Genomic DNA, 24,745 nt, shown 5'->3' on the forward strand with positions numbered 1-24,745 from the left:
TGCGACCCCGTCGCCCCCGAACGGCGAAAGGGCGAGGGAACCATTCGTATCCTGCGATCGCACTTTCGCCGGGAGCCCGCGCGTCGCCGGGAAGCGGCCGGCCGGGGGCGTAAAGTCCGGACATGGACGCTCTCACGCGAACCATCAAAGCGGCCCTCCTCTACGAGGACGGCCAGACTCTGGACAGCGTCGTGGTCGTGCCCCTGATCGGCGGGTGCCCGCCGGGCGAGATCCGCGTCGCCACCACGTTCGCCGGCGCCCTCGCCTACGACGTGTACGAGCTGGACGACAACCAGGAGTTCTCGTCCATGCCCGCCTATCCTTACCGGTCCACCATCCCGCTGACCACCGCCGATCTGGAGCATTGACGCGCGAACAGGGCGGACGGGTGACGCCGCCCGTCCCTCCTCACAGGCTCCGTCGCATCATCCACCGATCGGCACCGCCCGAGTGCGACGCGGTCTCCGAGAACCGCGTGAAGCCGTGCGCCTCGAAGAGCGCGACCGTTCCCACATAGCCGCTGATCGCATCCACTCTCTTCCCTGCGGCGTCCACCGGGTATCCCTCCACGATCGTCGCGCCGCACGCCCGGGCGTGCGCCACCGCGCCGTCGAGCAGCTCGTGCATGAGCCCCTGCTTGCGGAACCCGCCTCGCACCACGAAACACACGATCGCCCACGGATCGAGCTCCTCGTCCAGATGCGGGATCGTGCGCGAATTCATCAGCCGCCGGTACGTGGACTTCGGCGCGACAGAACACCAGCCCGACACCTCCCCGTCGAGGTAGACCAGCACGCCAGGGCCCGGCTCGCGTGCGCACTGCTCGCGCATGTAGTCGATGCGCCCGGGCATGTCGAGCCGGGAATCGCGGTAGGCCATGCACACGCAGCCGCCGCCCCCGGGCTTGCGCGGGACCATGAAGGAGGCGAAGTCGTCCCAGCGTCCGGTGGCGGGAAGCACATGGATGGCCATAGGTGGAGGTTAGCCCGTAGCCCTCGCCCGCGCAGCAGAAAACGGAGGAGATGTGGCGGAACACGCCGGTCGGCGGCAGGAAAGGGATGAGATACGGCGGGGTGGAGCCAGAATCTCCTCCACAACCGACGCGAGGCTAGACGTTGAAGCGGAACTCCACCACATCCCCGTCCTGCATCACGTAGTCCTTGCCTTCCATCCGCGCCTTCCCGTGCGCGCGCGCCTCGGCGACGCTCCCGGTGGCGACCAGATCGTCGAAGGAGATGACTTCGGCTTTGATGAAGCCTTTCTCGAAGTCGGTGTGGATGACACCGGCGGCCTGCGGAGCCTTCCAGCCTTTGCGAATGGTCCACGCCCGCGACTCTTTGGGACCGGCCGTGAGGTAGGTCTGGAGGCCGAGCGTGTCGAAGCCGATGCGGGCGAGCTGGTCGAGACCGCTCTCGGACTGGCCGGTCGAAGCGAGGAGTTCGGCAGCGTCCTCGGCGTCCAGGTCGATCAGCTCGGACTCGAGCTTGGCGTCGAGGAAGACGGCCTGGGCGGGCGCCACCAGAGCGGCGAGGGAGGCGCGGCGCGCTTCGTCGGTCAGCACCGTCTCGTCCACGTTGAACACGTAGATGAAAGGCTTCGCGGTGAGCAGGCCCAGCTCACGCACCGGCTCGAGGTCCAGGGAGGAGGCCGAGAGCGGCTTGCCCTCGTTGAGGCACGCGAGGGCGGCCCGGGCCGTTTCGAGCACGGTGGGCTCCAGCTTGCGGCCCTTGATCTCCTTCTCGTAGCGGGTCTCGGCCTTCTCGAGCGTCTGGAGGTCGGCGAGGATGAGCTCGGTGTTGATCGTCTCCATGTCGCTGGCGGCGTCGACCTTGCCGGCGACATGCACGACATCCGGGTCGGAGAAGCCGCGCACGACCTGGGCGATGGCGTCCGCCTCACGGATGTTCGCGAGGAACTTGTTGCCGAGGCCTTCGCCCTCGCTCGCCCCCTTGACGATGCCGGCGATGTCGACGAACGACACCGGAGCCGGGAGAATGCGCTCGCTGCCGAAGATCTCGGCCAGCGTGCCGAGGCGCGGGTCGGGGAGGCTCACCACGCCGACGTTGGGCTCGATCGTCGCGAACGGGTAGTTCGCGGCGAGCGCGTCGTTCTTGGTCAGCGCGTTGAACAGGGTGGACTTGCCGACATTGGGCAGCCCGACGATACCGATAGTGAGAGCCACAGTCCACCACTCTACCGGCCGGGTCCCCGCCATCTTTTCCTCGCTTGTTCAGGCGGCACGCCGGGGCAGGGCCTGAAAAAGCGAGGAAACGATGGCCGGTCAGGGCGAGACCGCTGTCACCGGCTGACGCAGGATGGTGCGCAGCTTCTCCGGCGCAGTGCGGCGCGCGTCGCTCAGGTAGACCTCGTGGTGTTTCCCCGTCATCCGGAAACCGCGCCCGGGAATGTAGACATTATGGAGCTCGTCGAGCACGGGAGCTTCCTCGTCGTAGGGGCCGACATGCAGCGTCTGCACGCACAGCCCCTCGTCCAGCAGTTCCAGCCGAAGCGAGGCGATGGCGGCCGGATCGCTCTTCGCCGCCACGGCGTCCCGGGCCGCTTCGATGTGGTCGGCGGTGATCCACTCCGGGACGAGGTTCAGCACCGTCCACTGCCAGCGGGACTTGTCCCTCCCGCTCGTGAAGGCGGCCATGTCCTCCGCCCACCACAGCGCCTCCAGCGGCATCACACCGTAGTCGCGGCCGAGTTCGCGCTTGCTGAAGAACTTCAGCCGGTAGGCGACGGGGTAGAGCGCCTCGAGCGCTTCCCTGTAGGCGTCCGACGTGTTCGGGTCGCCGCGCCCGTCGATCATGAGATACCGCAGCGGCGGCACGGTCACCACCTCGAACCGTCCGCGCGGCGCGCGGTAGCCCGGGATGCCTTTCTTGATGTCTGTTTTCTCCATCAGCCCTTCCCTCTCCAATCTACGGCGCACCGGTTGCCCCGCGCGCGGACGTCGGTGGGGCATGCGACGATGTCGGCGTGACCCTGGACTTCACCGCGATCGACTTCGAGACAGCGAATTCCTCCGCAGCGTCGGCGTGCTCGGTCGGGTTGGTCAAGGTCAAGCAGGGTCGGGTCGTCGACCGGGCGGGGTGGCTCATCCAGCCGCCGACCGGACACGACGAGTTCCAGGAGTGGAACGTCCGCATCCACGGCATCCATCCCTCGGATGTCGCCGGGCGCCGGGATGGGCCGAGCAGCTGGCCGATCTGGTCGAGTTCTGCGAAGACGACGCTCTCGTCGCCCACAACGCGGGCTTCGACATGGGCGTCATCCGCGCGGCGTGCGCGGCGACCCGCGTCGTCTGCCCGGAATACCGCTATCTGTGCAACCTTCAGGTGGCCCGCCGCACGTACCGCCTGGAGTCCTACCGGCTGCCGGCTGCCGCGACGGCCGCGGGCTTCGAGGACTTCCGCCACCACGACGCGCTCGCCGACGCCGAGGCGTGCGCCGCGATCGTGATCCACGCGGCCGGGCGGCACTGAGCCGCGACGGTGCCCGACCTGGCCGCGCTGACGGGTACGCGTCTGCACCGCATCGGTGTGCCGGCGGCGGCCTAGGTGTGTTTCTCAGGGACGTTGGTCAATCTGCTGATGGGTGGCTGGCTGCCGATGGCGGTGTGGGGCCTGTGGTGATTGTAGGAGTGCAGCCAGGCCGGGAGTGCGTTGCGGCGGGCTGATTCGGAGTTGTAGTGCCGGGCGTATGCCCAGCCGTCGGCGAGGGTGCGGTGGAAGCGTTCGATCTTGCCGTTCGTCTGCGGATGGTAGGGCCGGGTGCGTTTCGGTTGGATGCTGAGCTCGGCGCAAGCGTCGCGCCAGGCGTATGAGCGGTATGCGGAGCCGTTGTCGGAGAGCACCTGTTCGACGGTGACGCCACGGCTGGCGAACCAGCCGACCGCTCGACGCAGAACAGCGATTGCAGTGGCGGCGGTTTCGTCGTCGTGGATCTCGGCGTAAGCGACACGGGAGTGATCGTCGATGACGGTATGAACGAACGCTGTGCCGGTGATCATGTCGCCGGTGATCCCGTGTTTCCCGGTCCGCTTCGCGGTGATGGCCTTGTTCCGCTCTCCCTGGAGACGTCCGACGTAGCGCCAGCCGCCACCGTCGGGGATGTTGCCGAGTTTCTTGATGTCGACGTGGATCATCGATCCGGGATGCTCGTGCTCGTAGCGGCGGGCGGGTTCGCCGGTGCGGACGTCGACGTGGCTGGGCCGATTGATCCGGCACCGGGAGAGGACCGTGTGAACGGTCGAGGCGGGCATGCCGAGCTGGGCGCCGATACCGACTGGTCCCAGCCGCTTCTTCCACCGCAGATGCACGACCTTGCGGACCAGTCTTCGCGGGGTCTTGTTCGGGCTGTGATGCGGCCGTGACGAACGGTCCAGCATTCCCGCCTCGCCCATCTCCACGTAACGACGAGCCCATCGGTCCGCGGTGCGTCAGGACACTCGGAAGTAGGTCGCCGCCGCAGCAACGGACCAGCCGTCGTCGACGACTTGGCGGGCCAGGCGGAGGCATTCGCGAGGAGTCAAAGCAGCATTAGCGTGGGTCACGAGGACCTCCTAAGTCATCGAGTGCAGGGAAACTAGACAGCCCCACTCTCGACCGGGAGGTCCTCACCCATCTATCGCGTCACACCTCAACCAACTGCCCTGAGCAGCACACCGCACCGCGCGTCCTTTCTCCTCTTCAGGAATGCAAACCTTGAGGTTTCGCAGCATTTCTCCTAATGTCGGGACATAGTTATATTGCAAAGGAGCACTATGTCCTGGCACCCCGTCGCCTCGCCGACCGTTCTCACTGCCGACGAGATCCCCGAACCACAGCGGCGGCGGCTCCTGCGCCGCATCACCGTCCTCTCCACCTTCGGCGGTCTCCTGTTCGGCTACGACACCGGCGTGATCAGCGGCGCGCTTCCGTTCATGCGATTCGAGGGGGTGGCGCTCTCGCCGCTCGAGGAGGGCGTCGTCGTCTCCTCCCTCCTCTTCGGCGCCGCCGCGGGCTCGCTCATGGGCGGGCGGATCGCCGACCGCAGCGGACGCCGCCGCCTGCTCATCGGCCTCGCGATCGTGTTCTTCGCCGCAGCGCTCGGCTGCGCGTTCGCGCCGTCCATCATGGTCGCAGCGCGGGTGCTGCTCGGGATCGCCGTCGGCGCGGCGTCGGTCGCCGTCCCGCTGTTCCTCGCGGAGGTCTCACCGGCGCAGCGGCGCGGCCGGATCGTCACGCACAACGAATTGATGATCGTCTCCGGTCAGCTGGCGGCGTTCGCGGTGAACGCGGCGATCGCGGCGGCGGTACCGGAGCACGCCGAGGTGTGGCGGTGGATGCTGGTCGTCGCCTCGCTGCCCGCTGTGGTCCTCTTCTTCGGGATGCTCGTCGTGCCCGAGAGCCCGCGCTGGCTGATCCTTCAGGGACGCTTCGCCGAGGGGCTCGCCGTGCTGCGCGCCCTGCGCGCCGAACACCAGGCCGAGCGGGAGGCCGCCGAGATCCGGGAGGCGATCGAGCACGCCCCCAGCGCCTCTTTCGCCGATCTCGTGCGCGCGCTCGGCATGCCGTGGATACGCCGTGTCTTCCTGGTGGGGGTCGGGATCGCGATGGTGCAGCAGCTGACGGGCGTGAACTCGATCATGTACTACGGCGTCCAGATCCTGCAGCGAGCGGGTCTCGACGCGCAGGCGGCGCTTGTCGGGCAGATCGCGAACGGCGTCATCTCGGTGCTCGCCACCTTCGGCGGGATCTGGCTGCTGGGGCGGGTGGGCCGCCGCCCGCTCCTGATCACCGGCCTCATCGGCACGACGAGCGCGCTGCTGCTCGTCGGCACGAGTTCCGCCTTGCTCGCGGGCACGCCTGCGCTGCCGTTCGCGACCCTCACGCTCACGGTGCTGTTCCTCACCTTCCAGCAGGGCGCGGTGTCGCCGGTGACCTGGCTGATGCTCGCCGAGATCTTCCCGGCGCGCATCCGCGGCGTCGCGTTCGGCGCAGCGGCACTCGTCCTCTGGCTGACGAATTTCCTCGTCGGGTTCCTCTTCCCCCAGCTGGTGTCCGGGATGGGGATCTCGCCGACGTTCTTCGTCTTCGCGGCTGTGGGCTGCGGCGCGCTCCTGTTCGTCGTGCGCGCGCTGCCGGAGACGCGCGGGCGGAGCCTCGAGACGCTGGAACGGGAGCTGGAGGCACACTACACGCGGTGAGCGCGGCGCGCATACCCCCGCTGTCGGCGGCTCCTGCAAGACTGCACGCATGGACATCCTCGCCCTCTTCGTCGGCATTCTGCTCGGTCTGATCGTCGGGGCTGTCGCCGCGGGTTCCGCGGTCGCCCGGCTGCTGCGCGGCCGGTCCGCTGCGGAGCCTGGGGAGGCCGCGGTCGACCCCGCCGTGCTCGCCGCCCAGCACGCGACCGAGCTGGTCCAGGTACGTGCCGCCGAGGCCGCGGTGCAGGCGGAGATCCGCACCGACCTCGCCGCCGCACAGGGCCGCGTCGACACGCTGGAGCGGCAGGTGCTGGCCTCCCAGCACCAGCTCCGCGAGACGATCGAGCGGCACCGCGCCGAAGCCGCTGCTCAGGGCGAGCGGGAGCGCGCCGAGAGCAAAGTCCTCCAGGCGCTCGCACCGGTGCGGGAGTCGCTGACCGAGATGCAGCGCGCAGTGGTGGAGTTGGAAGGGCAGCGCACCCGGCAGCACGGCGAGCTCAGCCAGCAGTTGCGCTCCGCCGTGGAGTCCGAAGAGCGGCTCCGCAGCACAGCCGAGGCACTCGCCTCCGCGCTGCGCTCGAACAGCACGCGCGGGGTGTGGGGCGAGACCCAGCTGCGCAGCGTGGTCGAGGCCGCGGGCCTGCTCGAGCGGGTCGACTTCGATGTGCAGGCGAACATCCACTCCGAAGCCGGCGCCGGCCGGCCGGATATGATCATCCGCCTGCCCGGCGGCAAGAATATGGCCCTCGACGCCAAAGTCCCGTTCACCGCCTACCTCGAAGCGAGCCAGATCCCGGCCACGGCCACGGGCGTCGAAGGCGCCCAACGGGATGCCCTGCTCAAGGAGCACGTCAAAGCGGTCCGCGACCACATCACAGCCCTCGGCAGCAAGGCGTACTGGACCGGACTGGAATCGTCCCCTGAGCTCGTGATCGCGTTCATCCCGAGCGAATCCCTGGTCTCCTCCGCGCTCGAGGCCGATCCCTCGATCCTGGAGTTCGCCTTCGCCAAGCGCGTGGCCCTCGCCTCCCCGGTGACGCTCTGGTCGGTGCTCAAGACCGTCGCGTTCAGCTGGCAGCAGGATGTGCTCACCCAGGAGGCCAAGCAGCTCTTCGACCTCAGCCGCACGCTCTACAGCCGCCTGTCCACCACCGCGGGGCACATCGAGAAGCTCGGTCGCTCCCTGGAGCGCACCGTCAAGGACTACAACGGCTTCGTGGGCTCGTTCGAGCGCCAGGTCCTCCCCGCCGCCCGCAAGCTCGGCGCTCTGGACGAGTCCCGGGTCATCGGGGCTCTCGACGGCATCGAGGAGGCTCCCCGCGAGCTCACGGCGTTCGAGCTCGTCAGCGAGCTCGAACCCCGGGACATGCACGGCATCGACAAACTGGCCCGCGACGAACAGACCCGAGCGGAGCAATCACGCACGGCAGACTCCACCACCGAACGCAGCGCGTAGCGCCCCCGTCGAGGAGCCGCCGAAGTCCAGGAGCCGCCGAACTGCCGAAAGGCGACTGAAGCCGGAAGGCGACATCCGCGCGATGTCCGGGGAAGCGCCCGTCGATGCCGTCGGCCTCTTTCAGCCCGGACCAGACCGTCGCCGGCCGGCGCAAACGGACGCGAGAAGCGATCAGAGCTCGGAGGCGTCCAGCCACTTCTCGGCCGGGTGGTCCGCGAGGACACGGCGGATGGTGCCGGACTTCGAGCGCAGCACGATCGACTCCGTGCGGATGATCAAGCCCTTGCGGCGCACGCCTTCGACCAGCCCGCCGTCTGTCACACCCGTCGCGACGAAGAAGGTGTTGCCGCCCTTGACGAGATCGTCCGCTCCGTAGACACGGTCCAGATCGAGACCGGCCGCGATGCCGGCGGCGCGCTCCGCATCGTCTTTCGGCGCGAGCTTGCCCTGCATGAAACCGCCGAGCGCCTTGATCGCGCAGGCGGTGGTGATGCCTTCCGGGCTGCCGCCGATGCCGACGCACATGTCGATGCGCGAGTCGTGACGCGCCGCGTTGATGCCGCCCGCGACATCTCCGTCGAGCATGAGGCGCGTGCCGGCTCCGGCCGCACGGATCTCCTCGATCAGGCCCTCGTGACGCGGCCGGTCGAGGACGGCGACGCGGAGCTCTCCCAACGGTTTACCTTTGGCCTTCGCGAGCTCCCGAATGTTGTCGCCGACGGACTGGGACAGATCGACCACACCGCGGCCCTCCGGCCCGGTGACGATCTTGGACATGTAGAAGACACTGGACGCGTCGAGCATCGTTCCACGGTCGGACACCGCGATCACCGACAGCGCGTTCTGGCGGCCGGCCGCGGTCAGCGAGGTGCCGTCGATCGGGTCGACCGCGATGTCGCAGGCCGGGCCGCGGCCGTTGCCGACGTGCTCGCCGTTGAAGAGCATAGGCGCGTTGTCCTTCTCGCCCTCGCCGATCACGACGAGACCGTCGAAGTTGACCGTCCCGAGGAACTTGCGCATCGCGTCCACCGCCGCGCCGTCCGCCGCGTTCTTGTCGCCGCGCCCGATCCACGGCGTCGCCCGGATGGCCGCCGCCTCAGTCGCCCTCACGAGCTCCATCGCGAGGTTCCGGTCCGGGTGGAGGAAAAGGGATGCGGTGTCGGTGCTGGTCATGACGGGTCCTCCCGGACGGAATCGAACGACGGTGTCTGCGCCGCCCTCGGCGGCGCTGCCCAGTTTAGCCAGGCGGGCGCCTCGCCCGGCGGACATGCACGAACGTTCATCGCCGGCCGCCCACGCCGGCCGGACGGCTTCCAGCATCCGCCCCTCGGTATGATGAGTCCCGTTCGACACCCCGATCCCAAGGAGCAGCTATGCCCATCGCCACGCCGGACCAGTACGCGGAGATGCTCGACAGAGCGAAGGCCGGCGGGTTCGCTTACCCGGCGTTCAACGTCTCGTCCTCGTCAACGATCAATGCGGTGCTGCAGGGCCTGACCGAGGCCGGCAGCGACGGCATCATCCAGGTCACGACCGGTGGTGCTGACTACTTCGCCGGGCAGTCGGTCAAGGCGCGCGCGACCGGTGCGCTGGCGTTCGCCCGGTTCGCCACCGAGGTCGCCAAGAACTACCCGATCACGGTCGCGCTGCACACCGACCACTGCCCGAAGAACGCGCTCGAGGACTTCGTGCTCCCGCTCATCGCCGCCTCCGAGGACGAGGTCAAGGCCGGCCGGAATCCGATCTTCCAGTCCCACATGTGGGACGGCTCGGCGGTGCCGCTGGCCGAGAACCTGGAGATCGCGCAGCAGATGATCGAGCGCACCCGGGCCATCGACGCCATCCTCGAAGTCGAGATCGGCGTCGTCGGCGGCGAGGAGGACGGCGTCAGCCACGAGATCAACGAGCACCTGTACACCACGCTGGACGACGCGATCCGGACCGTGGAGGCCCTCGGCCTGGGCGAGAACGGCCGCTACATGGCTGCGCTCACCTTCGGCAATGTGCATGGCGTCTACAAGCCGGGCAACGTCAAACTGCGCCCGGAGCTCCTCAAGGAGATCCAGGACGGCCTCGCTGCCAAATACGGGACCAGCCCCAAACCGCTCGACCTCGTCTTCCACGGCGGCTCGGGCTCGACCGACGAGGAGATCGCGGAGGCCGTGCGCAACGGCGTCGTGAAGATGAACATCGACACCGACACACAGTACGCGTTCACCCGTTCGATCGCGGGCTACATGTTCGGGAATTACGACGGCGTCCTCAAGATCGACGGCGAGGTCGGCAACAAGAAGGTCTACGACCCGCGCGCCTGGGGCAAGGTCGCCGAGTCGGCGATGGCCGCTCGCGTCGTCGAGGCGACCCAGCAGCTGGGCAGCGCCGGACACTCCGGCAAGTAGGCAGAGACCGACATCGCGGGGAGGCGGCCGCATGGCCGAGGAGGAACAGCAGCCAGACGAGCGTCCGCGACCGAAGTTCGGCGAGCTGGCGCCGCCGGGCTGGTCCTGGAGTCCCCCGGAGGACGTCGGCCGCCTCGACACCGCACGCCGCAGTCCGGCGGCCTCGGAGAGTCTGGACGCCGACGTGTACGAGAACGGACAGCCCGGCGCACCCGCGCGGACGGAGGACCACCGGGCCGAGCCTCCCGAGCGGCGCTCGCCGTACTCGCCCCCGCCGCAGGCCGATGCGCCGCGCTGGAACCTCGCCGCGACGATCGCGCTCCTGATCGTCGGCCTCGTCGGGATGATCTCCTCCATCGGGACCTTGCAGGCCCTTCCCTCAAGCATACGGCTCCTGCACACCACCCAGCAGCTCGGCGACTTCCACCCCGCCGATTCGGTCGGCGCGCTCATCGCGACCGGCTCGATCGTGATGGCCGGTCTGTGGTTCCTCTCCGCCGGGCTCTCGGTCTGGCTGCTCCTCCGGAAGAGACTCGCGTTCTACCCGCCGATCGTCGCGGGCGTCGTCACCCTCATCGCCCTCTTCGTGATCGCCGGCGCCGTCATCGCCACCGACCCGGCGCTGCTCGACTACGGCAGAGTCACCCCCGGCCCGGCAGGCACGCCGACGCCCTGAGGCCGAGGTGACGCTCCGGAGCACGCCGCCCAGACCCAGGACCGGGTGGGCGTGGGAAGAGGAGGCCCCTTCCCACGCCACCTGATCAGGCCACGGCCCCCGTGCGCGCATCGGCAAGCCCCTGGGCGAGCGGCGTCGTCGGCCGGCCGATCAGCTCGGACAGCGTGGACGTCACCTCTGCGAACCCGCCATTCCGGATGTCGCCGTCAAGCGCGACCACGAAGCCCGCGCTCCCTTCGTCGAGACCTACGCCGAGAAGGATCTGCCGGTACTCTTCCGACGTCACCGGCCGGTACACGATCTCCCGCCCGAGCAGGTCGCTAGCGACCGCGGCCAGTTCGGCGAACGTCCACGCGACATCCCCGGTGAGTTCGTAGACAGCACCCTCGTGCCCCTCGGTGGTCAGCACCACCGCGGCGGCTTCGGCGTAGTCCCTGCGGGGTGCGCTCGCGATGAGGCCGGCACCCACGCTGGCGACGATCTCTCCGGTCGCAGCCGCGATGCCGAGCTGATCCGCGTAGCTATCCGTGTACAAGTTGTTGCGCAGGATGGTCACGGGCAGCCCCGACTCCGCGAGCAGTCGCTCCGTCGCGGCGTGCTCGGGCGCGAGCACCAGGTCCGCTTCGGTCGCGTGCGGAGCGCTCGTGTAGACAAGACGCCCGACGCCTGCCCGCTTGGCCGCCTCGATCGCATTCCTGTGCTGCCGCACGCGCTGACCGATCTCCGAACTGGAGACGAGCAGCATCGCGTCAGCGCCGGCGAACGCGGGTTCCAGCGTCTCGGGCTTGTCGAAGTCGATCACAGCGGTTTGGATGTCCTGGGCGGCGAGCAGAGCCAGACGCTCGGCACTGCGGCCGAGCGCGCGGATGCTGTCGGCGGGGACACTGCGTTCACGCAGAGCTTCCACGGTCAGGCGGCCCAGGCGGCCGGTCGCTCCGGTGACAACGATAGTCATAGTGGTTTTCCTTTCGGTTGGTGAACGATGCCAACCGGTATTCTGACGCAAAACTTCCCCAATGAAGGAACCCACTTTTTGGTAAGTTAATAACGTGGACATCAGAAATCCGCCATCCGGCGGCTTAGGCTTCACCGACGGCGTGCTGCCCGCGACGTGCCCCTCCCGCATCGTGCTCACCCATGTGACAAGCACCTGGGGCGTGCTCGTCCTCGTCGCGCTCTCGCGGAGCAGCCTGCGCTGGGGCGAGCTGCGCCGCACCGTCCAGGGCGTCAGCGAGAAGATGCTCGCGCAGACGCTGCGCACCCTCGAAAAGGACGGCTTCGTGCTCCGCACCGCCCAGCCGAGCGTCCCGCCGCGTGTCGACTACAGCCTCACCGAGCGCGGGCACGAGCTGACCGGCCGCCTACTCCCCCTCGTGGACTGGATCGCGGGCAACGCAGACGACATCCTCTCCGGCGAGCACCCCGCAGAACCCGCACGGCTTGGCATCACGACCGGCCCGGCGTCCGCGAGCGGCGGCGACGGCGACGAGGACCCCCTGTAGGCCTCGCCGTGGCCCACCCTGGCCGCGGACGACACCGGCGGCCACGCGGCGGATCGCCTCGGCGACCGTCTCCCTCCGCCTCGCCTCGATGCTCGCCACGGACGAGTCCATAGCCCCGCAGGCGAGCACGGCCGCCGCCCGCCACCGCGGACCCCGCCTGCCCCCCTCGTCCGGCGTCCGGGCAAGCCGTTGCTCCAGCACCGCGTCCGTCATCTCACGAAACACAAAATTCATTTTTTGAAAGTCTTCGTTCTAGATTTCTTAGAGACCTTGATAGGGCGGAAGATCGGAAGAAGAATGACAGACCTGGCAGCGTCGCCACCCTTGTCGGACACCGATTTCGCACACGTCTCGTACACGCCAGTCGGCTGGAAAACAGACCCCTGGAAGCGTCTTGGACGCCGCACGGCGATGGCGACCGATTGACTCTCGGACACTCCCTCGCTTCGACGTGGACCTGTTCCAGCATCGTCATGGACTGAGCGGATCCGCCTCCGCCCGAGGGTACGGCGCCTCCGCTATTCTCGAGATCCTGAACCGGCCCGAGTTTCGAAAAGGTCCCGCCGAGAACGCTCTCCATCCCTCGGGAGAAGCGCTCGGGAAGATTCAGAGGGCGTTGCGATCCGGGTCACCGATCGAGATCGTCATCCCCTCGTTCGCGGGGCGCCCACACAACCCTGCCGCCCACCGCCGGGTAAGCCCCGACCTGGGGAGAGCTCTATGCACTGCAACGCCTCAAGAACATCTCAGACGCCGTCCGCCAGACCTACACACCGGGCGTGCTCTTCACTCTCATCCTCGACGAACGCGCCTATCGTCCGTTTTACGGCTACAGCGACGATGAGGCTCTCCCCTGCGGCAGCAATCTAGAGGCACAGATCGAGCTGCTCGGCGCCCGAGGCCAGATCCGCACTGTCGACATGCAGGACCTGATGACGGCTCGGAAACGGGACCTCGACGCGGTGGATGCCCAAACCCGGCACGAGATCGCTGTCGCTTGGGAATCGGGCCGGATCGCCCAAAAGGACGATCTCATCCGAGCGCTGCGCCAAGGAACAGAGACTACAGCGATCTCCGCCTCCCTGATCGAGCTCTACAAGAGTGGGAAGCACCGAGAAATCGACCTCGAACGATTCTTCGCCGAGGCTGACGCCGTCATGCAGTTCCGCGCCGAACGGACCGCGTTTGAGTACGCCGTCTTGATGGACAAGCTCCGGAAGGTAAACCTCATCGGGTCGTATTTCTTCGATGCAATCCGCGGCACAGTCCACCCGAAGCCAGGACAGTATTCCCCCCGCATGGCCGACCCGCGGACGCTCATCTCCCCCCTGGCACGGCGTCGCCGTCGAAGAGCCCGACGGCGGCATCGTCACACAGTACGAAGCAGCCATTTACCAGGACTTCGAGGAATACACGGCCGTCTTCCTCCAGGGGGACGAAGCCCCGTTCTATTACACGAGACGCCGGTGACATCAAAGCCGGGTCGAGCGTCGCTCGCCGCGTTGGCGGTCGCCCAGACGCTGGGGACGGCCGCCGCCGGCATCTCGCTCACCGCGAGCGCGCTCACCGTGACGAACATGTTGGGATCGCCGACTTTCGCGGGCCTCGCCCAGAGCGCGACCATCGTGGGGGCGGGAGCGCTGGCCTTCCCCGTCTCGCGGTTCGCCACCCGTCGGGACCGCTCGGCATCGCTGCGATTCGCGTACACGGTCGCCTCCGCCGGCAGCGCCCTCGCGGCTCTCGGCGCGGCCGTGGGTGCGCTGGCCGTCTTCCTCCTGGGGATGGCCGGAGCGGGAAGCGGCACCGTAGCCGGGCTGGCGCTTCGCTTCGCCGCCGCCGACCTCGCTCCGGACCCCGCCAAACGGCCGCGCTACATCGCGCTGATCCTGTGGACGGCCAGCATCGGGAGTCTCATCGGCCCGCCGCTCACGGCGTTCTCCACGCGAAGCGGGCTCTCCTCCGGGCCGTTCCTTCTCATCGCCTCGCTCTACGGTCTGTCGGTCCTGGTCGTGTCGCTGGCCCGCCTGCCGCCACCCGGCTCGCCGACGGTCGCGGCGCAGCGACAGACGCCTGTGTGCTCTGTCGGGCAGCGCAGGCCGCTCGCCGCCCGGGTCGCGATCACCGTCTCGACATCGGGCCATATGGCGATGACCGCGCTCATGGGCTTGGCTCCGATCTTCCTCGACGACGCCGGTGTCAGCGCAGAAGGGATCGGCGCAATCATGAGCGCGCATCTCGTGGGGATGTATGTCGCCAGCCCGGTCTTCAGCGCCGTCGTAAGAGCGATCGGCCCTCGCGCCGCCTCGGCGATCGCACTGGCGTCGACGCTGAGCTCCTGCGCGGTGCTCGGGATCGGCCTCAGCTCACCGGTCGGGTTCGGCATCGGTCTCACGGTTCTGGGGCTCGGCTGGTCGCTGGGGATGATCGCCAGTTCGGCGGCGCTCGCCTCCGGTCCTGCCGACGGGCGGCTGCGAACGCAGGGCTTCGCCGACACACTTCTCACGGTCGGCGCCGGGGCCGCCAGCGTGCTCGGCGGGCTCATGGCCGGGTTGGCCGGGTATCCGGCGCTGGTCGCGCTCGTCGCCGTGGGCGTGACGATCGCACTCGCGGCGCTCGGGCTCGACATCGCCCGAGTCGGCGCAGCAGGCTCGCCGGAGACGGCGCGACCGGGCACGAACACCCCTCCTGCTCCCCGAGAGAGATGATGGAAACAGAGGAGAATCCGGCAAAGAAGACCCTCGTTCTCCTCTTTTTTCCTGCTGCCAAGCGGCATGCCGTCCCTCAACGCCTCCTTTTCCAGCGCCCCTCGCAGCGCAACGCCTCAGCGCCGCCCGCCCAGCGCCCGCCCGTCCGGCTTACCCGCAAGGTCCTTCCGCAGCTCCTTCGGCAGCGAGAACATCAGGTCTTCCTCCGCTGTCTTGACCTCCTGCACATCGGCGTAGCCGGCGCCCGCGAGGTCGGCGAGCACCTCCTGCACCAGTACCTCCGGCACCGACGCGCCGCTGGTCACCCCGACGGTCTCGACGCCGTCGAGCCACTCCTGGCGGATCTCGCTCGCGTAGTCCACACGATAGGCCGCCTTCGCGCCGTACTCCAGAGCGACCTCCACGAGGCGCACGGAGTTGGAGGAGTTGGCCGAACCGACGACAATGACGAGATCGGCGCTCTGGGCGACTTTCTTGATCGCGACCTGGCGGTTCTGGGTGGCGTAGCAGATGTCGTCGCTGGGCGGGTTGTGCAGGTTCGTGAAGCGTTCTCGCAGGCGGCGCACGGTCTCCATCGTCTCGTCCACCGAGAGGGTGGTCTGAGAGAGCCAGACGACCCTGTCGGGGTCCTCGACCTCGATCGTGTCGACCTCGTCCGGGCTGTTCACAAGGGTGACGCGCTCGGGGGCGTGGCCCGCGGTGCCCTCGACCTCCTCGTGGCCCTCGTGGCCGATCAGGAGGATCTCGAAGTCGTCACGCGCGAACCGGACAGCCTCGCGATGCACCTTGGTCACCAGCGGGCACGTCGCGTCGATCGCGCGCAGCCCTCGGTCCGCAGCAGCGGCGACGACCGCGGGCGAGACACCGTGAGCCGAGAACACGACGTGCGCGCCCTCCGGAACCTCGTCCACCTCGTCCACGAAGATCGCGCCCTGCTGCTCCAGTTCGGAGACGACATGGATGTTGTGGACGATCTGCTTGCGCACGTAAACCGGCGCTCCGTAGCGTTCGAGCGCCTTCTCGACGGCGATGACCGCGCGGTCCACACCGGCGCAGTAGCCACGGGGGGCGGCCAGCAAGACCCGCTTCTGTCCCCGGACCGGGATATCCTGAAGCCGGCCGCGCGCACCCGCTTCCCGCCGGAGGGGGATGCGGGGCATGGGGAGGCTGATGGTCGCGTCGCTCACCCTTCGATCGTACGCGGCGAGCGCTGAGGAACGGATGAGAGGAACGCGAGTGACGGAGACGGCGAGCGCGCCCCGGATGACCCCCGGACCTCCCACTCTCGACGATCCGTGGCCGGTCGCGCTGCTGGCATCGAAGATCCGCGGCTGGATCGAGCGACTGGGCACCGCGTGGGTCGAGGGCGAGATCACCCAGTGGGGCGTCTCCGGGGGCAACGTCTACGGCAAGCTGAAGGATCTGAACGAGGACGCCACCGTCGGTTTCACGATCTGGTCCTCCGTCAAAGCTCGCATCCCCGCCGATCTGGGTCAGGGCGACCGCGTGATCGCCGCGGTCAAGCCGAACTACTGGCTCAAGGGCGGGACGCTCACTATGCAGGTCTCCGATATGCGCCACGTCGGCCTCGGCGACCTCCTCGAGCGGCTGGAGCGGCTGCGCGCGCAACTGCGCGCGGAGGGGCTCTTCCGCCCCGAGCGCAAGAAGCGCCTCCCGTTCCTCCCGCACACCATCGGGCTCGTCACCGGGAAGGACTCGGACGCCGAGAAGGATGTGCTTCGCAACGCCCAGCTGCGCTGGCCGCAGGTGCGCTTCCGCACCGTGTACGCCGCCGTTCAGGGCGACCGGACGGTCCCGGAGGTGACAGCGGCCCTCCGGGAGCTGGACGCCGACCCCGAGGTCGAGGTCATCGTCGTCGCCCGCGGCGGCGGCGACTTCCAAAACCTCCTCGGTTTCAGCGACGAGTCCCTGGTCCGCGCGGCGGCCGGCCTCAGCACGCCGCTGGTCAGCGCCATCGGTCATGAGGCCGACCGGCCATTGCTCGACGAGGTGGCCGATCTGCGCGCGTCCACTCCCACCGACGCCGCCAAACGGGTCGTCCCGGACGTCGCCGAAGAGCTCGTCCGGGTCCACCAGGCCCGCGCCCGGATCGGGACGCGGCTCACGCACATCATCCGGCACGAGATCGACCGCATCGGGAACCTCAGGAGCCGCCCCGCCCTCGCCTCCGGGTCCTGGATCGTGGATTCCCGCGCCGAGGATCTGACGCGCTTCGTGGCCCGCGGAGCCGAACTCGTGCAGCGCTGCGTCGACCACGAGGCCGCCCGGGTGGCCGAGCTCGGCGGACAGCTGCGCGCGCTGAGCCCGCAAGCGACGCTGGAGCGCGGGTACGCGATCGTGCAGAATGCGGCGGGCCGTGTCGTCGCGGCGCCGGAGGAGGCGCCGGCGGGAACGGAACTGCGGATCACCGTCTCCGGCGGCGCCCTGGCCGCGACCGCCGGGAAGGCGCTCCCCTCGCCGGCGCAGGGGGCGACGAACGGCTCAGCGGCCGCCCCGCGGGGGAAATAGAATGGATGCCATGCCCCTCTCCGATATCAGCGCGCTCGGCTACGAGGAGGCGCGCGACGAACTCGTGCGCGTCGTCACCGAGCTGGAGCAGGGCTCCGCGACCCTCGAGGAGTCCATCGCGCTCTGGGAGCGCGGCGAAGCTCTGGCCCGGCGCTGCGAGGAGTGGCTGATCGGTGCGAAGGCCCGGCTCGACGCCGCACGCGCCGGGGCCGCAGAGAGCGCGGTCGCGGCGGACAGCAGGGGAGCCGCGGACAGCGCATGAGCCCCCGAAACAAGCCCCCGGCGGTCGTCGCCGAGCTCGGCCGCCCGGAGACGCCGGAGGAGACGGCGGCCCGCAAGGCGCAGAACTCGGCCAACCACCGCAACCGGCAGACCGTCAACAACCTCGTGTACTCGCTCATCGCGACCGTCGCGCTGGTGATCGTGATCGTGCTGGCCGTCCCGCGGGGCGCCCCCACCGCATCCACCCACGACGTCGACTTCGCCGCCGTCGCGCAGCAGGCGCAGGGCAGCGAGCCGGACCCGCTGCTGGTTCCGGAGCTGCCGGAGTCCTGGACATCCAACAGCGCGCAGTTGCGCACCAAGACCGCCGACGGCGTCGACTCCTGGTATATCGGCCTGCTCACGCCGAAAGGCCAGTTCATCGGTGTCGCCCAGGGCTTCGAGGCGAATGAGAGCTGGGTGGCCGGCCAGGTGAACCGCGGCCGGATCACCGAGACCCGGGACATCGACGGCGTGCGCTGGGACGTGTACGACAACCGCACGTCCGGCGCGGACGCCGGCAACGTCGCCTACGCCCTGACGACGACAGCAGGAAAGAGTTCCATCGTCGTCTTCGGGACCGCCGGCGACGCCGAGTTCCAGACGGTCGCCGCCGCGCTGGCCGGACAGATCCGATCGCTGGGAGGCGTGTGATGCCCACGAACCGTCCGGGACGCATCTGGAACGAGCTGCTGCGAGGCAACGAGCGCTTCGTCGCCGGCACGCCCCGTCATCCGCGCCAGGATGTCGAACGCCGCGAATCCGTCGCCCAGGACCAGGCGCCCATCGCCGCGATCTTCGGCTGCGCCGACTCCCGTCTCGCCGCCGAGATCATCTTCGACCTCGGCCTCGGCGACGCGTTCGTCGTGCGCAACGCCGGCCAGGTGATCTCGGACTCGGTGGTCGGCTCGCTGGAGTACGCGGTCGCCGTGCTGAAGGTGCCGCTCATCCTCGTGCTCGGCCACAACGCCTGCGGCGCCGTCGCCTCAGCCATCGCTTCGCAGGCGGCCGGCGCCGAACCGCTTCCCCCGCACATCGCCTCGCTCATCGCCCCGATCCTCCCGGCCGTTCACCGCGTGACGAACACCGCGATGGACGCCGCTATCGACCCCGCGCAGGTGGACGCCTCCGAGGTCGGCCGCGAGCACCTGCGCGACACAGTGAGCGAGCTGCTGGCCCGCTCGGAGATCATCAGCGACGCCGTCGCCGCCAATCTCCTCGCCATCGTCGGGGCCAACTACCGGCTCCAGCAAGGTCGGGTCGTCCCCGACATCGTCGTCGGTCTGGCCGCTCCGGCCGCCGACTCCCCGAGCGCCGCCTGAGCGGCGCTCACAACACGCACAGTAAGGAAGAGCACACCGTGGTGGACAGCAGTTCGGGCACCGAGTACCGCATCGAGCACGACACGATGGGCGAGGTGCGGGTGCCCGCAGCCGCCCTGTACAGCGCACAGACGCAGCGAGCGGTCGAGAACTTCCCGATCTCCGGCTCCGTGCTGGAGCCCGCCCAGATCGCGGCGCTCGCCCGCATCAAGAAGTCCGCGGCTCTCGCGAACGCCCGTCTCGGCGTCATCGACACCGAGATCGCGGAGGCCATCGCGGCCTCCGCCGACGAGGTCGTCGCCGGCGGGCTGTTCGGCGAGTTCCCGATCGACGTCTACCAGACCGGCTCGGGCACCTCCTCCAACATGAACATGAACGAGGTGCTCGCGACCCTCGCCACACGCCGCCTGGGCCGCCCGGTGCATCCGAACGACCACGTCAACGCTTCGCAGTCCTCGAACGACGTCTTCCCGACCTCCGTCCACATCGCTGTCACCGGCGCGCTGATCGACGAGCTCATCCCGGCCCTCGACCACCTGGCGGTCGCGCTGGAGGAGAAGGCCGAGCTGTGGGCCACAGCTGTCAAGAGCGGCCGCACCCACTTGATGGACGCCACGCCGGTGACCCTCGGGCAGGAGTTCGGCGGCTACGCCGCCCAGATCCGCTACGGCATCGAGCGTGTCCGGGCGGCGCTGACCCGGGTCGCCGAAGTCCCCCTCGGCGGCACCGCGGTCGGCACCGGCATCAACACTCCGCCCGGCTTCCCGCAGCTGGTGATCGAGCTCCTCACCCAGGAGACGGAGCTGCCGATCACCGAGGCCCGCAACCACTTCGAGGCCCAGGCCAACCGCGACGCCCTGGTCGAGGTCTCCGGCGCGCTCCGCACCATCGCCGTCAGCCTGACCAAGGTCTGCAACGACCTCCGGTGGATGGGCTCCGGCCCCAACACCGGCCTCGGCGAACTGCACATCCCGGACCTCCAGCCCGGATCGTCGATCATGCCCGGCAAGGTCAACCCGGTCGTCCCAGAAGCTGTCCTCATGGTCGCCGCCCGCGTCATCGGCAACGACGCGACGATCGCCTGGAGCGGCGCCTCCGGCCTCTTCGAGCTGAACGTCGCCATCCCGGTGATGGGCACCGCCCTGCTCGAGTCCATCCGCCTCCTCACCCAGGCCAGCCGAGTGCTCGCCGACAAGACCGTCGCCGGTCTCGAAGCGAACCTCGCCCGGGCTCGCGCGTTCGCCGAGTCCAGCCCGTCCATCGTGACCCCGCTGAACCGCGTGATCGGCTACGAGGCCGCCGCCACGGTCGCCAAGCACTCCGTCGCCCAGGGGATGACCGTTCGGGAGGCCGTGATCGCTCTCGGCTTCGTCGAACGCGGCGAGGTGACGGAGGAGCAGCTCGACAAGGCGCTCGACGTGCTGAGCATGACCCGCCCGGGCTGAGAGACACGGACCGGGAGAACGGCCGCCGGCCGCACTGCGACTCCGCCGATTGCCGGGCGCCCTTCCGCACACCGCGGGAGGGCACCCGGCCTTCTCCCCACACCGCCCCCTCCCGGGCTCGGCCCTGTGATCCTCGCTCTGTCCTCTCACCACATGGCTGCCACCGCCCAGAAAGCCCCCAGCAGCACCGGCCCCAGAGCGACATCCCCACCCGTCCCACCGCGGCTCTCCTGGCCGCTCCACAGCGCTGCCGCTCCGGCCGTGCCTGCTGTGAATCCCCCAGACGAGAACGGCGCCGGGCTCCCCCACCCCCACGAGCGCTGTCAGCGCCCCCACCAGCAGCCCGGCGAGCTTCGCGTCCCCCATGCCGATCCCGCCCCCGAGCGCCAGCGCCCCCACCAGCGCGAGCACCCCGGCCGCGAGGGCGAGCGGCCCCCACGGCGGGCTCCCCCGCGCCAACCCGTCCCACACGACCCCCACGACGAGGAAGCCGTAGCCGGGCAGGACGAGCGCGTTCGGGAGCCGTCGCTCCCGCACGTCCGCCACCACCAGCGGAACGGTCACCGCGGCCAGATAGAGGCTTCCGACCGCGGCCGGCCCGGCGTCGCGCACCAAGAGGAGCGGGACGCCGAGCGCGGCTGCGGCGGCGATGCGGACCTTTTTCTTCCCCATGCCCTCAGGCTAGGTGTGTTTCTCAGGGACGTTGGTCAATCTGCTGATGGGTGGCTGGCTGCCGATGGCGGTGTGGGGCCTGTGGTGATTGTAGGAGTGCAGCCAGGCCGGGAGTGCGTTGCGGCGGGCTGATTCGGGGTTGTAGTGCCGGGCGTATGCCCAGCCGTCGGCGAGGGTGCGGTGGAAGCGTTCGATCTTGCCGTTCGTCTGCGGATGGTAGGGCCGGGTGCGTTTCGGTTGGATGCTGAGCTCGGCGCAAGCGTCGCGCCAGGCGTATGAGCGGTATGCGGAGCCGTTGTCGGAGAGCACCTGTTCGACGGTGACGCCACGGCTGGCGAACCAGCCGACCGCTCGACGCAGAACAGCGATTGCAGTGGCGGCGGTTTCGTCGTCGTGGATCTCGGCGTAAGCGACACGGGAGTGATCGTCGATGACGGTATGAACGAACGCTGTGCCGGTGATCATGTCGCCGGTGATCCCGTGTTTCCCGGTCCGCTTCGCGGTGATGGCCTTGTTCCGCTCTCCCTGGAGACGTCCGACGTAGCGCCAGCCGCCACCGTCGGGGATGTTGCCGAGTTTCTTGATGTCGACGTGGATCATCGATCCGGGATGCTCGTGCTCGTAGCGGCGGGCGGGTTCGCCGGTGCGGACGTCGACGTGGCTGAGCCGATTGATCCGGCACCGGGAGAGGACCGTGTGAACGGTCGAGGCGGGCATGCCGAGCTGGGCGCCGATACCGACTGGTCCCAGCCGCTTCTTCCACCGCAGATGCACGACCTTGCGGACCAGTCTTCGCGGGGTCTTGTTCGGGCTGTGATGCGGCCGTGACGAACGGTCCAGCATTCCCGCCTCGCCCATCTCCACGTAACGACGAGCCCATCGGTCCGCGGTGCGTCAGGACACTCGGAAGTAGGTCGCCGCCGCAGCAACGGACCAGCCGTCGTCGACGACTTGGCGGGCCAGGCGGAGGCATTCGCGAGGAGTCAAAGCAGCATTAGCGTGGGTCACGAGGACCTCCTAAGAGATGGTTTCAGTAGTCGTTTTTGGTGAGTTTGCGGGCGCTGGTGATCGCGATTGCTAGAGCGACGAGCGCCGTGATCGTTGAGGCGGTGCGGTCGTAGCGAGTGGCGAGTTTCCGGAAGGCGAGGATCCAGGCCATGGTGCGTTCGACTACCCAACAGTGTTTACCCAGTCACTGTTTGGAGTCGACTCCGATTCGTGCGATGCGTGCCTTGATCCCACGACAACGCAGGTAACAGCGGACGCGGCGGTTGTCGTAAGCCTTATCGGCGTGGAAGATAACCGGGCGGCGTCTGGGCCGACCGCGGCCGACGCCCTTGATCGCGGTGATGTTGTCTAACACAGGTTCCACGAGCATGGAGTCGTGTCGGTTGGCGCCGGAGATCTCCACATGCAGCGGGAGTCCGTTGCGGTCGGTCAGGACATGGTACTTGGTGCCCCGTTTCCCACGATCCGTGGGGTTAGGTCCAGTGAGATCGCCCCCCTTTTCGCCCGGACACTTACGGAGTCCAGGCAGGTTCTTGACCAGTCGATCATGCCAGCCTGGCCGAGTTCGTCGAGCATGATCTTCCGCAGTGCATCCCACGCGCCCGCTTCGGACCATTCACGCAGACGCCGCCAACAAGTGACCCCGGACCCATACCCCAACTCGGGCGGGAGCTTCTCCACGGGATCCCCGTCAGCAGCACGAACACGATCCCAGCGAACACCTTCCGGTCAGGAACCCGAGGCTGCCCAGCCCGCCCATTGACCACAGGCGGCCGAGGCGGAATCAACGGCTCCAGCCGCTCCCACAACATATCCGTAATGAACCGATCCTCAGCAAGCGTCGACACTCGACCAGCATCCCCGCTAACCAGCCACAACAACCACCGCCACGCCGACTACTGAAACCACCTCTAAGTCATCGAGTGCAGGGAACTAGACAGCCCCACTCTCGACCGGGAGGTCCTCACCCATCTATCGCGTCACACCTCAACCAACGTCCCTGGGCAGCACACCTAGGGAAGGCGAAGCTCGGGATCAGGAATCCACAGAAAATACCGGTTCGTCCTGATCGTCCACAGGACGAGTTCCTCAAGCCAGCTCGTTCGCCTCCAGCATCTCGGTCACGAGGGCCGCGATGGCCGACCGCTCCGACCGCGTCAGCGTGATGTGCCCGAACAGCGCGTGGCCCTTCAGCGTCTCGATCACCGAGGCGACGCCGTCGTGACGGCCGACCCTCAGGTTGTCGCGCTGGGCAACATCGTGCGTCAACACCACACGGGAGTTCTGCCCGATCCGGCTGAGCACGGTGAGCAGCACGTTCCGTTCCAGCGATTGCGCCTCGTCCACGATCACGAAGGAGTCGTGAAGCGAGCGGCCCCGGATGTGCGTCAGCGGCAGCACCTCGAGGATGCCGCGATCCTGCACTTCCTCGAGCACATTCCTTGAGACGAGCGCCCCGAGCGTGTCGAACACCGCCTGGCCCCAGGGGTTCATCTTCTCGCCCTGGTCGCCCGGCAGATACCCGAGCTCCTGTCCGCCGACCGCGTACAGCGGGCGGAACACGACGATCTTCTTGTGCTGCTGCCGCTCGAGCACCGCTTCCAGCCCCGCGCACAGCGCGAGCGCCGATTTTCCGGTGCCGGCCCGGCCGCCGAGCGAGAGGATGCCCACCTCCGGGTCGAGGAGCAGGTCGATCGCGAGGCGCTGCTCGGCGCTGCGGCCGTGGAGGCCGAACACATCCCTGTCGCCGCGCACAAGTTTCAGCTCGCCCTCGTTCACGACGCGGCCGAGGGCCGAGCCGCGGTCGGAGTGGATGATGAGCCCCGTGTTGAGGGGGAGTCCGTCGACCAGCGGAGTGCGCATCCACTCCTCCTCGTAGAGAGCGCTCATCTGGTCGCTGCCGAGCGAAATCGCCGCGAGACCGGTCCACCCGGAGTCGACGACCTGCTCATGGCGGTACTCCTCGGCGACGAGGCCGATCGAGGCGGCTTTGACGCGCATCGGGAGGTCCTTGGAGACGACGGTGACCGCAAGGCCGTCGTTCGCGAGGTTGAGCGCCACAGCGAGGATGCGCGAGTCGTTGTCGCCCAGCTGCATCCCGCTCGGGAGCACCGACATCGTGGAATGGTTCAGCTCGACCCGCAGCGAGCCGCCCTCCCCGACCGGGATCGGGAAGTCCAGCCGCTCGTGCTGGACGCGCAGATCGTCCAGGTTGCGCAGCGCTTGCCGCGCGAAGTACCCAATCTCGGGATCGTTCCGTTTGCCTTCCAGCTCGCCCACGACAACGACCGGGATGACGACAGCGTGTTCGGCGAACCGGAAGATCGCCTTGGGGTCGGACAACAGCACAGAGGTGTCGAGGATATAAGTCCGCTCGCTCTGCTGGATGGCGTTTCCCGCCGACTCGAACTGCCGGGTTCCTGCTTCAGCCACGACCACTCCCGCCCCCGCCGCCCCGCTCTCGCGAGAGCCGGCGGATCCTTATGGCGAGTCGGCCAGTGGGTTTCGAAACGAACGGTGTGGCCGTCTCGACCGGGCGCCATGCCCGATGACACGAAACTACGCCGACTCGGCGCC

General features: G+C 68.6%; 20 protein-coding genes and 5 pseudogenes. 14 read left to right on the forward strand and 11 right to left on the reverse strand.

What is annotated here, in order from left to right; genetic code table 11:
* Positions 1-122: 122 nt before the first annotated feature.
* Positions 123-368, forward strand: a complete 246-nt coding sequence (locus tag O159_RS08655) for a hypothetical protein (protein ID WP_021755411.1) — start codon at positions 123-125, stop codon at positions 366-368.
* Between the two features lie 40 nt (positions 369-408).
* Here O159_RS08655 and O159_RS08660 read toward each other — a convergent pair whose 3' ends face one another.
* From O159_RS08660 to O159_RS08670, 3 genes are all read right to left on the reverse strand, one after another.
* Entirely contained in the window at positions 409-972 is a 564-nt protein-coding gene (locus O159_RS08660) for a GNAT family N-acetyltransferase (protein ID WP_021755412.1), read from the reverse strand.
* A gap of 136 nt (positions 973-1,108) precedes the next feature.
* Positions 1,109-2,182: a redox-regulated ATPase YchF gene (gene ychF / locus O159_RS08665; protein WP_021755413.1), complete on the reverse strand. Its 1,074-nt coding sequence runs from the start codon at positions 2,180-2,182 to the stop codon at positions 1,109-1,111.
* A 99-nt stretch (positions 2,183-2,281) separates the two neighbouring features.
* Entirely contained in the window at positions 2,282-2,905 is a 624-nt protein-coding gene (locus O159_RS08670; protein WP_021755414.1) for a GyrI-like domain-containing protein, read from the reverse strand.
* Between the two features lie 77 nt (positions 2,906-2,982).
* On the opposite strand from O159_RS08670, the pseudogene O159_RS08675 reads away from it, so the two are divergent.
* A pseudogene (locus tag O159_RS08675) lies at positions 2,983-3,563 on the forward strand (exonuclease domain-containing protein).
* Here the strand turns inward: O159_RS08675 and O159_RS08680 are convergent.
* A pseudogene (locus O159_RS08680) lies at positions 3,560-4,558 on the reverse strand (IS481 family transposase). The pseudogenes O159_RS08675 and O159_RS08680 sit on opposite strands and share 4 nt — an antisense overlap.
* 210 nt (positions 4,559-4,768) lie before the next feature.
* On the opposite strand from O159_RS08680, the gene O159_RS08685 reads away from it, so the two are divergent.
* Both O159_RS08685 and rmuC read left to right on the forward strand, forming a co-directional pair.
* Positions 4,769-6,193 (forward strand): sugar porter family MFS transporter, encoded by a 1,425-nt coding sequence (locus O159_RS08685; RefSeq protein ID WP_021755417.1) that lies wholly within the window; start codon positions 4,769-4,771, stop codon positions 6,191-6,193.
* A 49-nt stretch (positions 6,194-6,242) separates the two neighbouring features.
* A complete protein-coding gene (gene rmuC / locus O159_RS08690) occupies positions 6,243-7,649 on the forward strand; it encodes a DNA recombination protein RmuC (RefSeq protein WP_021755418.1) in 1,407 nt (468 codons plus the stop codon).
* A gap of 171 nt (positions 7,650-7,820) precedes the next feature.
* Here rmuC and glpX read toward each other — a convergent pair whose 3' ends face one another.
* On the reverse strand, positions 7,821-8,822 hold the full coding sequence (gene glpX / locus O159_RS08695) for a class II fructose-bisphosphatase (protein ID WP_043994193.1): 1,002 nt from the start codon (positions 8,820-8,822) through the stop codon (positions 7,821-7,823).
* 200 nt (positions 8,823-9,022) lie between these two features.
* On the opposite strand from glpX, the gene fbaA reads away from it, so the two are divergent.
* Both fbaA and O159_RS08705 read left to right on the forward strand, forming a co-directional pair.
* Positions 9,023-10,048: a class II fructose-bisphosphate aldolase gene (fbaA, locus tag O159_RS08700; protein ID WP_021755421.1), complete on the forward strand. Its 1,026-nt coding sequence runs from the start codon at positions 9,023-9,025 to the stop codon at positions 10,046-10,048.
* Positions 10,049-10,079: 31 nt separating this feature from the next.
* Complete coding sequence (locus tag O159_RS08705) at positions 10,080-10,724, forward strand: DUF6264 family protein (RefSeq protein WP_021755422.1); 645 nt, start codon at positions 10,080-10,082, stop codon at positions 10,722-10,724.
* A gap of 85 nt (positions 10,725-10,809) precedes the next feature.
* Here the strand turns inward: O159_RS08705 and O159_RS08710 are convergent, their stop codons facing one another.
* Complete coding sequence (locus O159_RS08710; protein WP_021755423.1) at positions 10,810-11,679, reverse strand: SDR family oxidoreductase; 870 nt, start codon at positions 11,677-11,679, stop codon at positions 10,810-10,812.
* A 94-nt stretch (positions 11,680-11,773) separates the two neighbouring features.
* Between O159_RS08710 and O159_RS08715 the strand changes: the two genes are divergently transcribed.
* Both O159_RS08715 and O159_RS16840 read left to right on the forward strand, forming a co-directional pair.
* Positions 11,774-12,226 carry a winged helix-turn-helix transcriptional regulator gene (locus O159_RS08715; RefSeq protein WP_021755424.1) on the forward strand — a complete coding sequence of 151 codons (453 nt, stop codon included), beginning with the start codon at positions 11,774-11,776 and terminating at the stop codon, positions 12,224-12,226.
* A 743-nt stretch (positions 12,227-12,969) separates the two neighbouring features.
* Positions 12,970-13,146 (forward strand): annotated as a pseudogene (locus O159_RS16840) (hypothetical protein); the annotation flags it as partial.
* Here the strand turns inward: O159_RS16840 and O159_RS15030 are convergent.
* A complete protein-coding gene (locus tag O159_RS15030; RefSeq protein WP_043993660.1) occupies positions 13,093-13,497 on the reverse strand; it encodes a hypothetical protein in 405 nt (134 codons plus the stop codon). The pseudogene O159_RS16840 and the gene O159_RS15030 sit on opposite strands and share 54 nt — an antisense overlap.
* Positions 13,498-13,692: 195 nt before the next feature.
* On the opposite strand from O159_RS15030, the gene O159_RS15035 reads away from it, so the two are divergent.
* On the forward strand, positions 13,693-14,931 hold the full coding sequence (locus O159_RS15035) for an MFS transporter (RefSeq protein ID WP_169725678.1): 1,239 nt from the start codon (positions 13,693-13,695) through the stop codon (positions 14,929-14,931).
* A 116-nt stretch (positions 14,932-15,047) separates the two neighbouring features.
* Here O159_RS15035 and O159_RS08730 read toward each other — a convergent pair whose 3' ends face one another.
* Positions 15,048-16,091: a 4-hydroxy-3-methylbut-2-enyl diphosphate reductase gene (locus O159_RS08730; RefSeq protein ID WP_043994196.1), complete on the reverse strand. Its 1,044-nt coding sequence runs from the start codon at positions 16,089-16,091 to the stop codon at positions 15,048-15,050.
* Positions 16,092-16,167: 76 nt separating this feature from the next.
* Between O159_RS08730 and xseA the strand changes: the two genes are divergently transcribed.
* The 5 genes from xseA to O159_RS08755 are packed head-to-tail and all read left to right on the forward strand — an operon-like array spanning position 16,168 to position 20,488.
* The gene (xseA, locus tag O159_RS08735) at positions 16,168-17,460 is read left to right on the forward strand and encodes an exodeoxyribonuclease VII large subunit (RefSeq protein ID WP_021755428.1); all 1,293 of its coding nucleotides are present in this window, start codon (positions 16,168-16,170) and stop codon (positions 17,458-17,460) included.
* Position 17,461: 1 nt separating this feature from the next.
* Positions 17,462-17,722 (forward strand): exodeoxyribonuclease VII small subunit, encoded by a 261-nt coding sequence (locus tag O159_RS08740; RefSeq protein ID WP_021755429.1) that lies wholly within the window; start codon positions 17,462-17,464, stop codon positions 17,720-17,722.
* Positions 17,719-18,375 carry a DUF4245 domain-containing protein gene (locus O159_RS08745; protein WP_021755430.1) on the forward strand — a complete coding sequence of 219 codons (657 nt, stop codon included), beginning with the start codon at positions 17,719-17,721 and terminating at the stop codon, positions 18,373-18,375. Before O159_RS08740 ends, O159_RS08745 begins: the two co-directional genes overlap by 4 nt.
* Positions 18,375-19,043 (forward strand): carbonic anhydrase, encoded by a 669-nt coding sequence (locus O159_RS08750; protein ID WP_021755431.1) that lies wholly within the window; start codon positions 18,375-18,377, stop codon positions 19,041-19,043. The genes O159_RS08745 and O159_RS08750 overlap by 1 nt, the downstream gene beginning before the upstream one ends.
* 38 nt (positions 19,044-19,081) lie before the next feature.
* Positions 19,082-20,488, forward strand: coding sequence for a class II fumarate hydratase (locus O159_RS08755; RefSeq protein ID WP_081689855.1), 1,407 nt, complete (start codon positions 19,082-19,084; stop codon positions 20,486-20,488).
* 681 nt (positions 20,489-21,169) lie between these two features.
* Here O159_RS08755 and O159_RS08760 read toward each other — a convergent pair.
* The 3 genes and pseudogenes from O159_RS08760 to O159_RS08770 form a co-directional block, all read right to left on the reverse strand.
* A pseudogene (locus O159_RS08760) lies at positions 21,170-22,168 on the reverse strand (IS481 family transposase).
* Positions 22,169-22,190: 22 nt separating this feature from the next.
* Positions 22,191-23,049: pseudogene (locus O159_RS14095) on the reverse strand (IS5 family transposase).
* Between the two features lie 208 nt (positions 23,050-23,257).
* Positions 23,258-24,556, reverse strand: coding sequence for a PhoH family protein (locus O159_RS08770; RefSeq protein WP_043994202.1), 1,299 nt, complete (start codon positions 24,554-24,556; stop codon positions 23,258-23,260).
* Between the last annotated feature and the right edge of the window lie 189 nt (positions 24,557-24,745).

The sequence above is a fragment of the Leifsonia xyli subsp. cynodontis DSM 46306 genome (assembly GCF_000470775.1).
In the GTDB taxonomy this organism is placed as follows: Bacteria; Actinomycetota; Actinomycetes; order Actinomycetales; family Microbacteriaceae; genus Leifsonia; species Leifsonia cynodontis.

Bases quoted from the DNA above. Each gene is read 5' to 3' on its own strand.
- O159_RS08655 (WP_021755411.1), top strand. From the start codon at position 123: ATGGACGCTCTCACGCGAACCATCAAAGCGGCCCTCCTCTACGAGGAC.
- O159_RS08660 (WP_021755412.1), bottom strand. From the start codon at position 972: ATGGCCATCCATGTGCTTCCCGCCACCGGACGCTGGGACGACTTCGCC.
- O159_RS08670 (WP_021755414.1), bottom strand. From the start codon at position 2,905: ATGGAGAAAACAGACATCAAGAAAGGCATCCCGGGCTACCGCGCGCCG.
- O159_RS08685 (WP_021755417.1), top strand. From the start codon at position 4,769: ATGTCCTGGCACCCCGTCGCCTCGCCGACCGTTCTCACTGCCGACGAG.
- rmuC (WP_021755418.1), top strand. From the start codon at position 6,243: ATGGACATCCTCGCCCTCTTCGTCGGCATTCTGCTCGGTCTGATCGTC.
- glpX (WP_043994193.1), bottom strand. From the start codon at position 8,822: ATGACCAGCACCGACACCGCATCCCTTTTCCTCCACCCGGACCGGAAC.
- fbaA (WP_021755421.1), top strand. From the start codon at position 9,023: ATGCCCATCGCCACGCCGGACCAGTACGCGGAGATGCTCGACAGAGCG.
- O159_RS08705 (WP_021755422.1), top strand. From the start codon at position 10,080: ATGGCCGAGGAGGAACAGCAGCCAGACGAGCGTCCGCGACCGAAGTTC.
- O159_RS08710 (WP_021755423.1), bottom strand. From the start codon at position 11,679: ATGACTATCGTTGTCACCGGAGCGACCGGCCGCCTGGGCCGCCTGACC.
- O159_RS08730 (WP_043994196.1), bottom strand. From the start codon at position 16,091: ATGCCCCGCATCCCCCTCCGGCGGGAAGCGGGTGCGCGCGGCCGGCTT.
- O159_RS08740 (WP_021755429.1), top strand. From the start codon at position 17,462: ATGGATGCCATGCCCCTCTCCGATATCAGCGCGCTCGGCTACGAGGAG.
- O159_RS08745 (WP_021755430.1), top strand. From the start codon at position 17,719: ATGAGCCCCCGAAACAAGCCCCCGGCGGTCGTCGCCGAGCTCGGCCGC.
- O159_RS08750 (WP_021755431.1), top strand. From the start codon at position 18,375: ATGCCCACGAACCGTCCGGGACGCATCTGGAACGAGCTGCTGCGAGGC.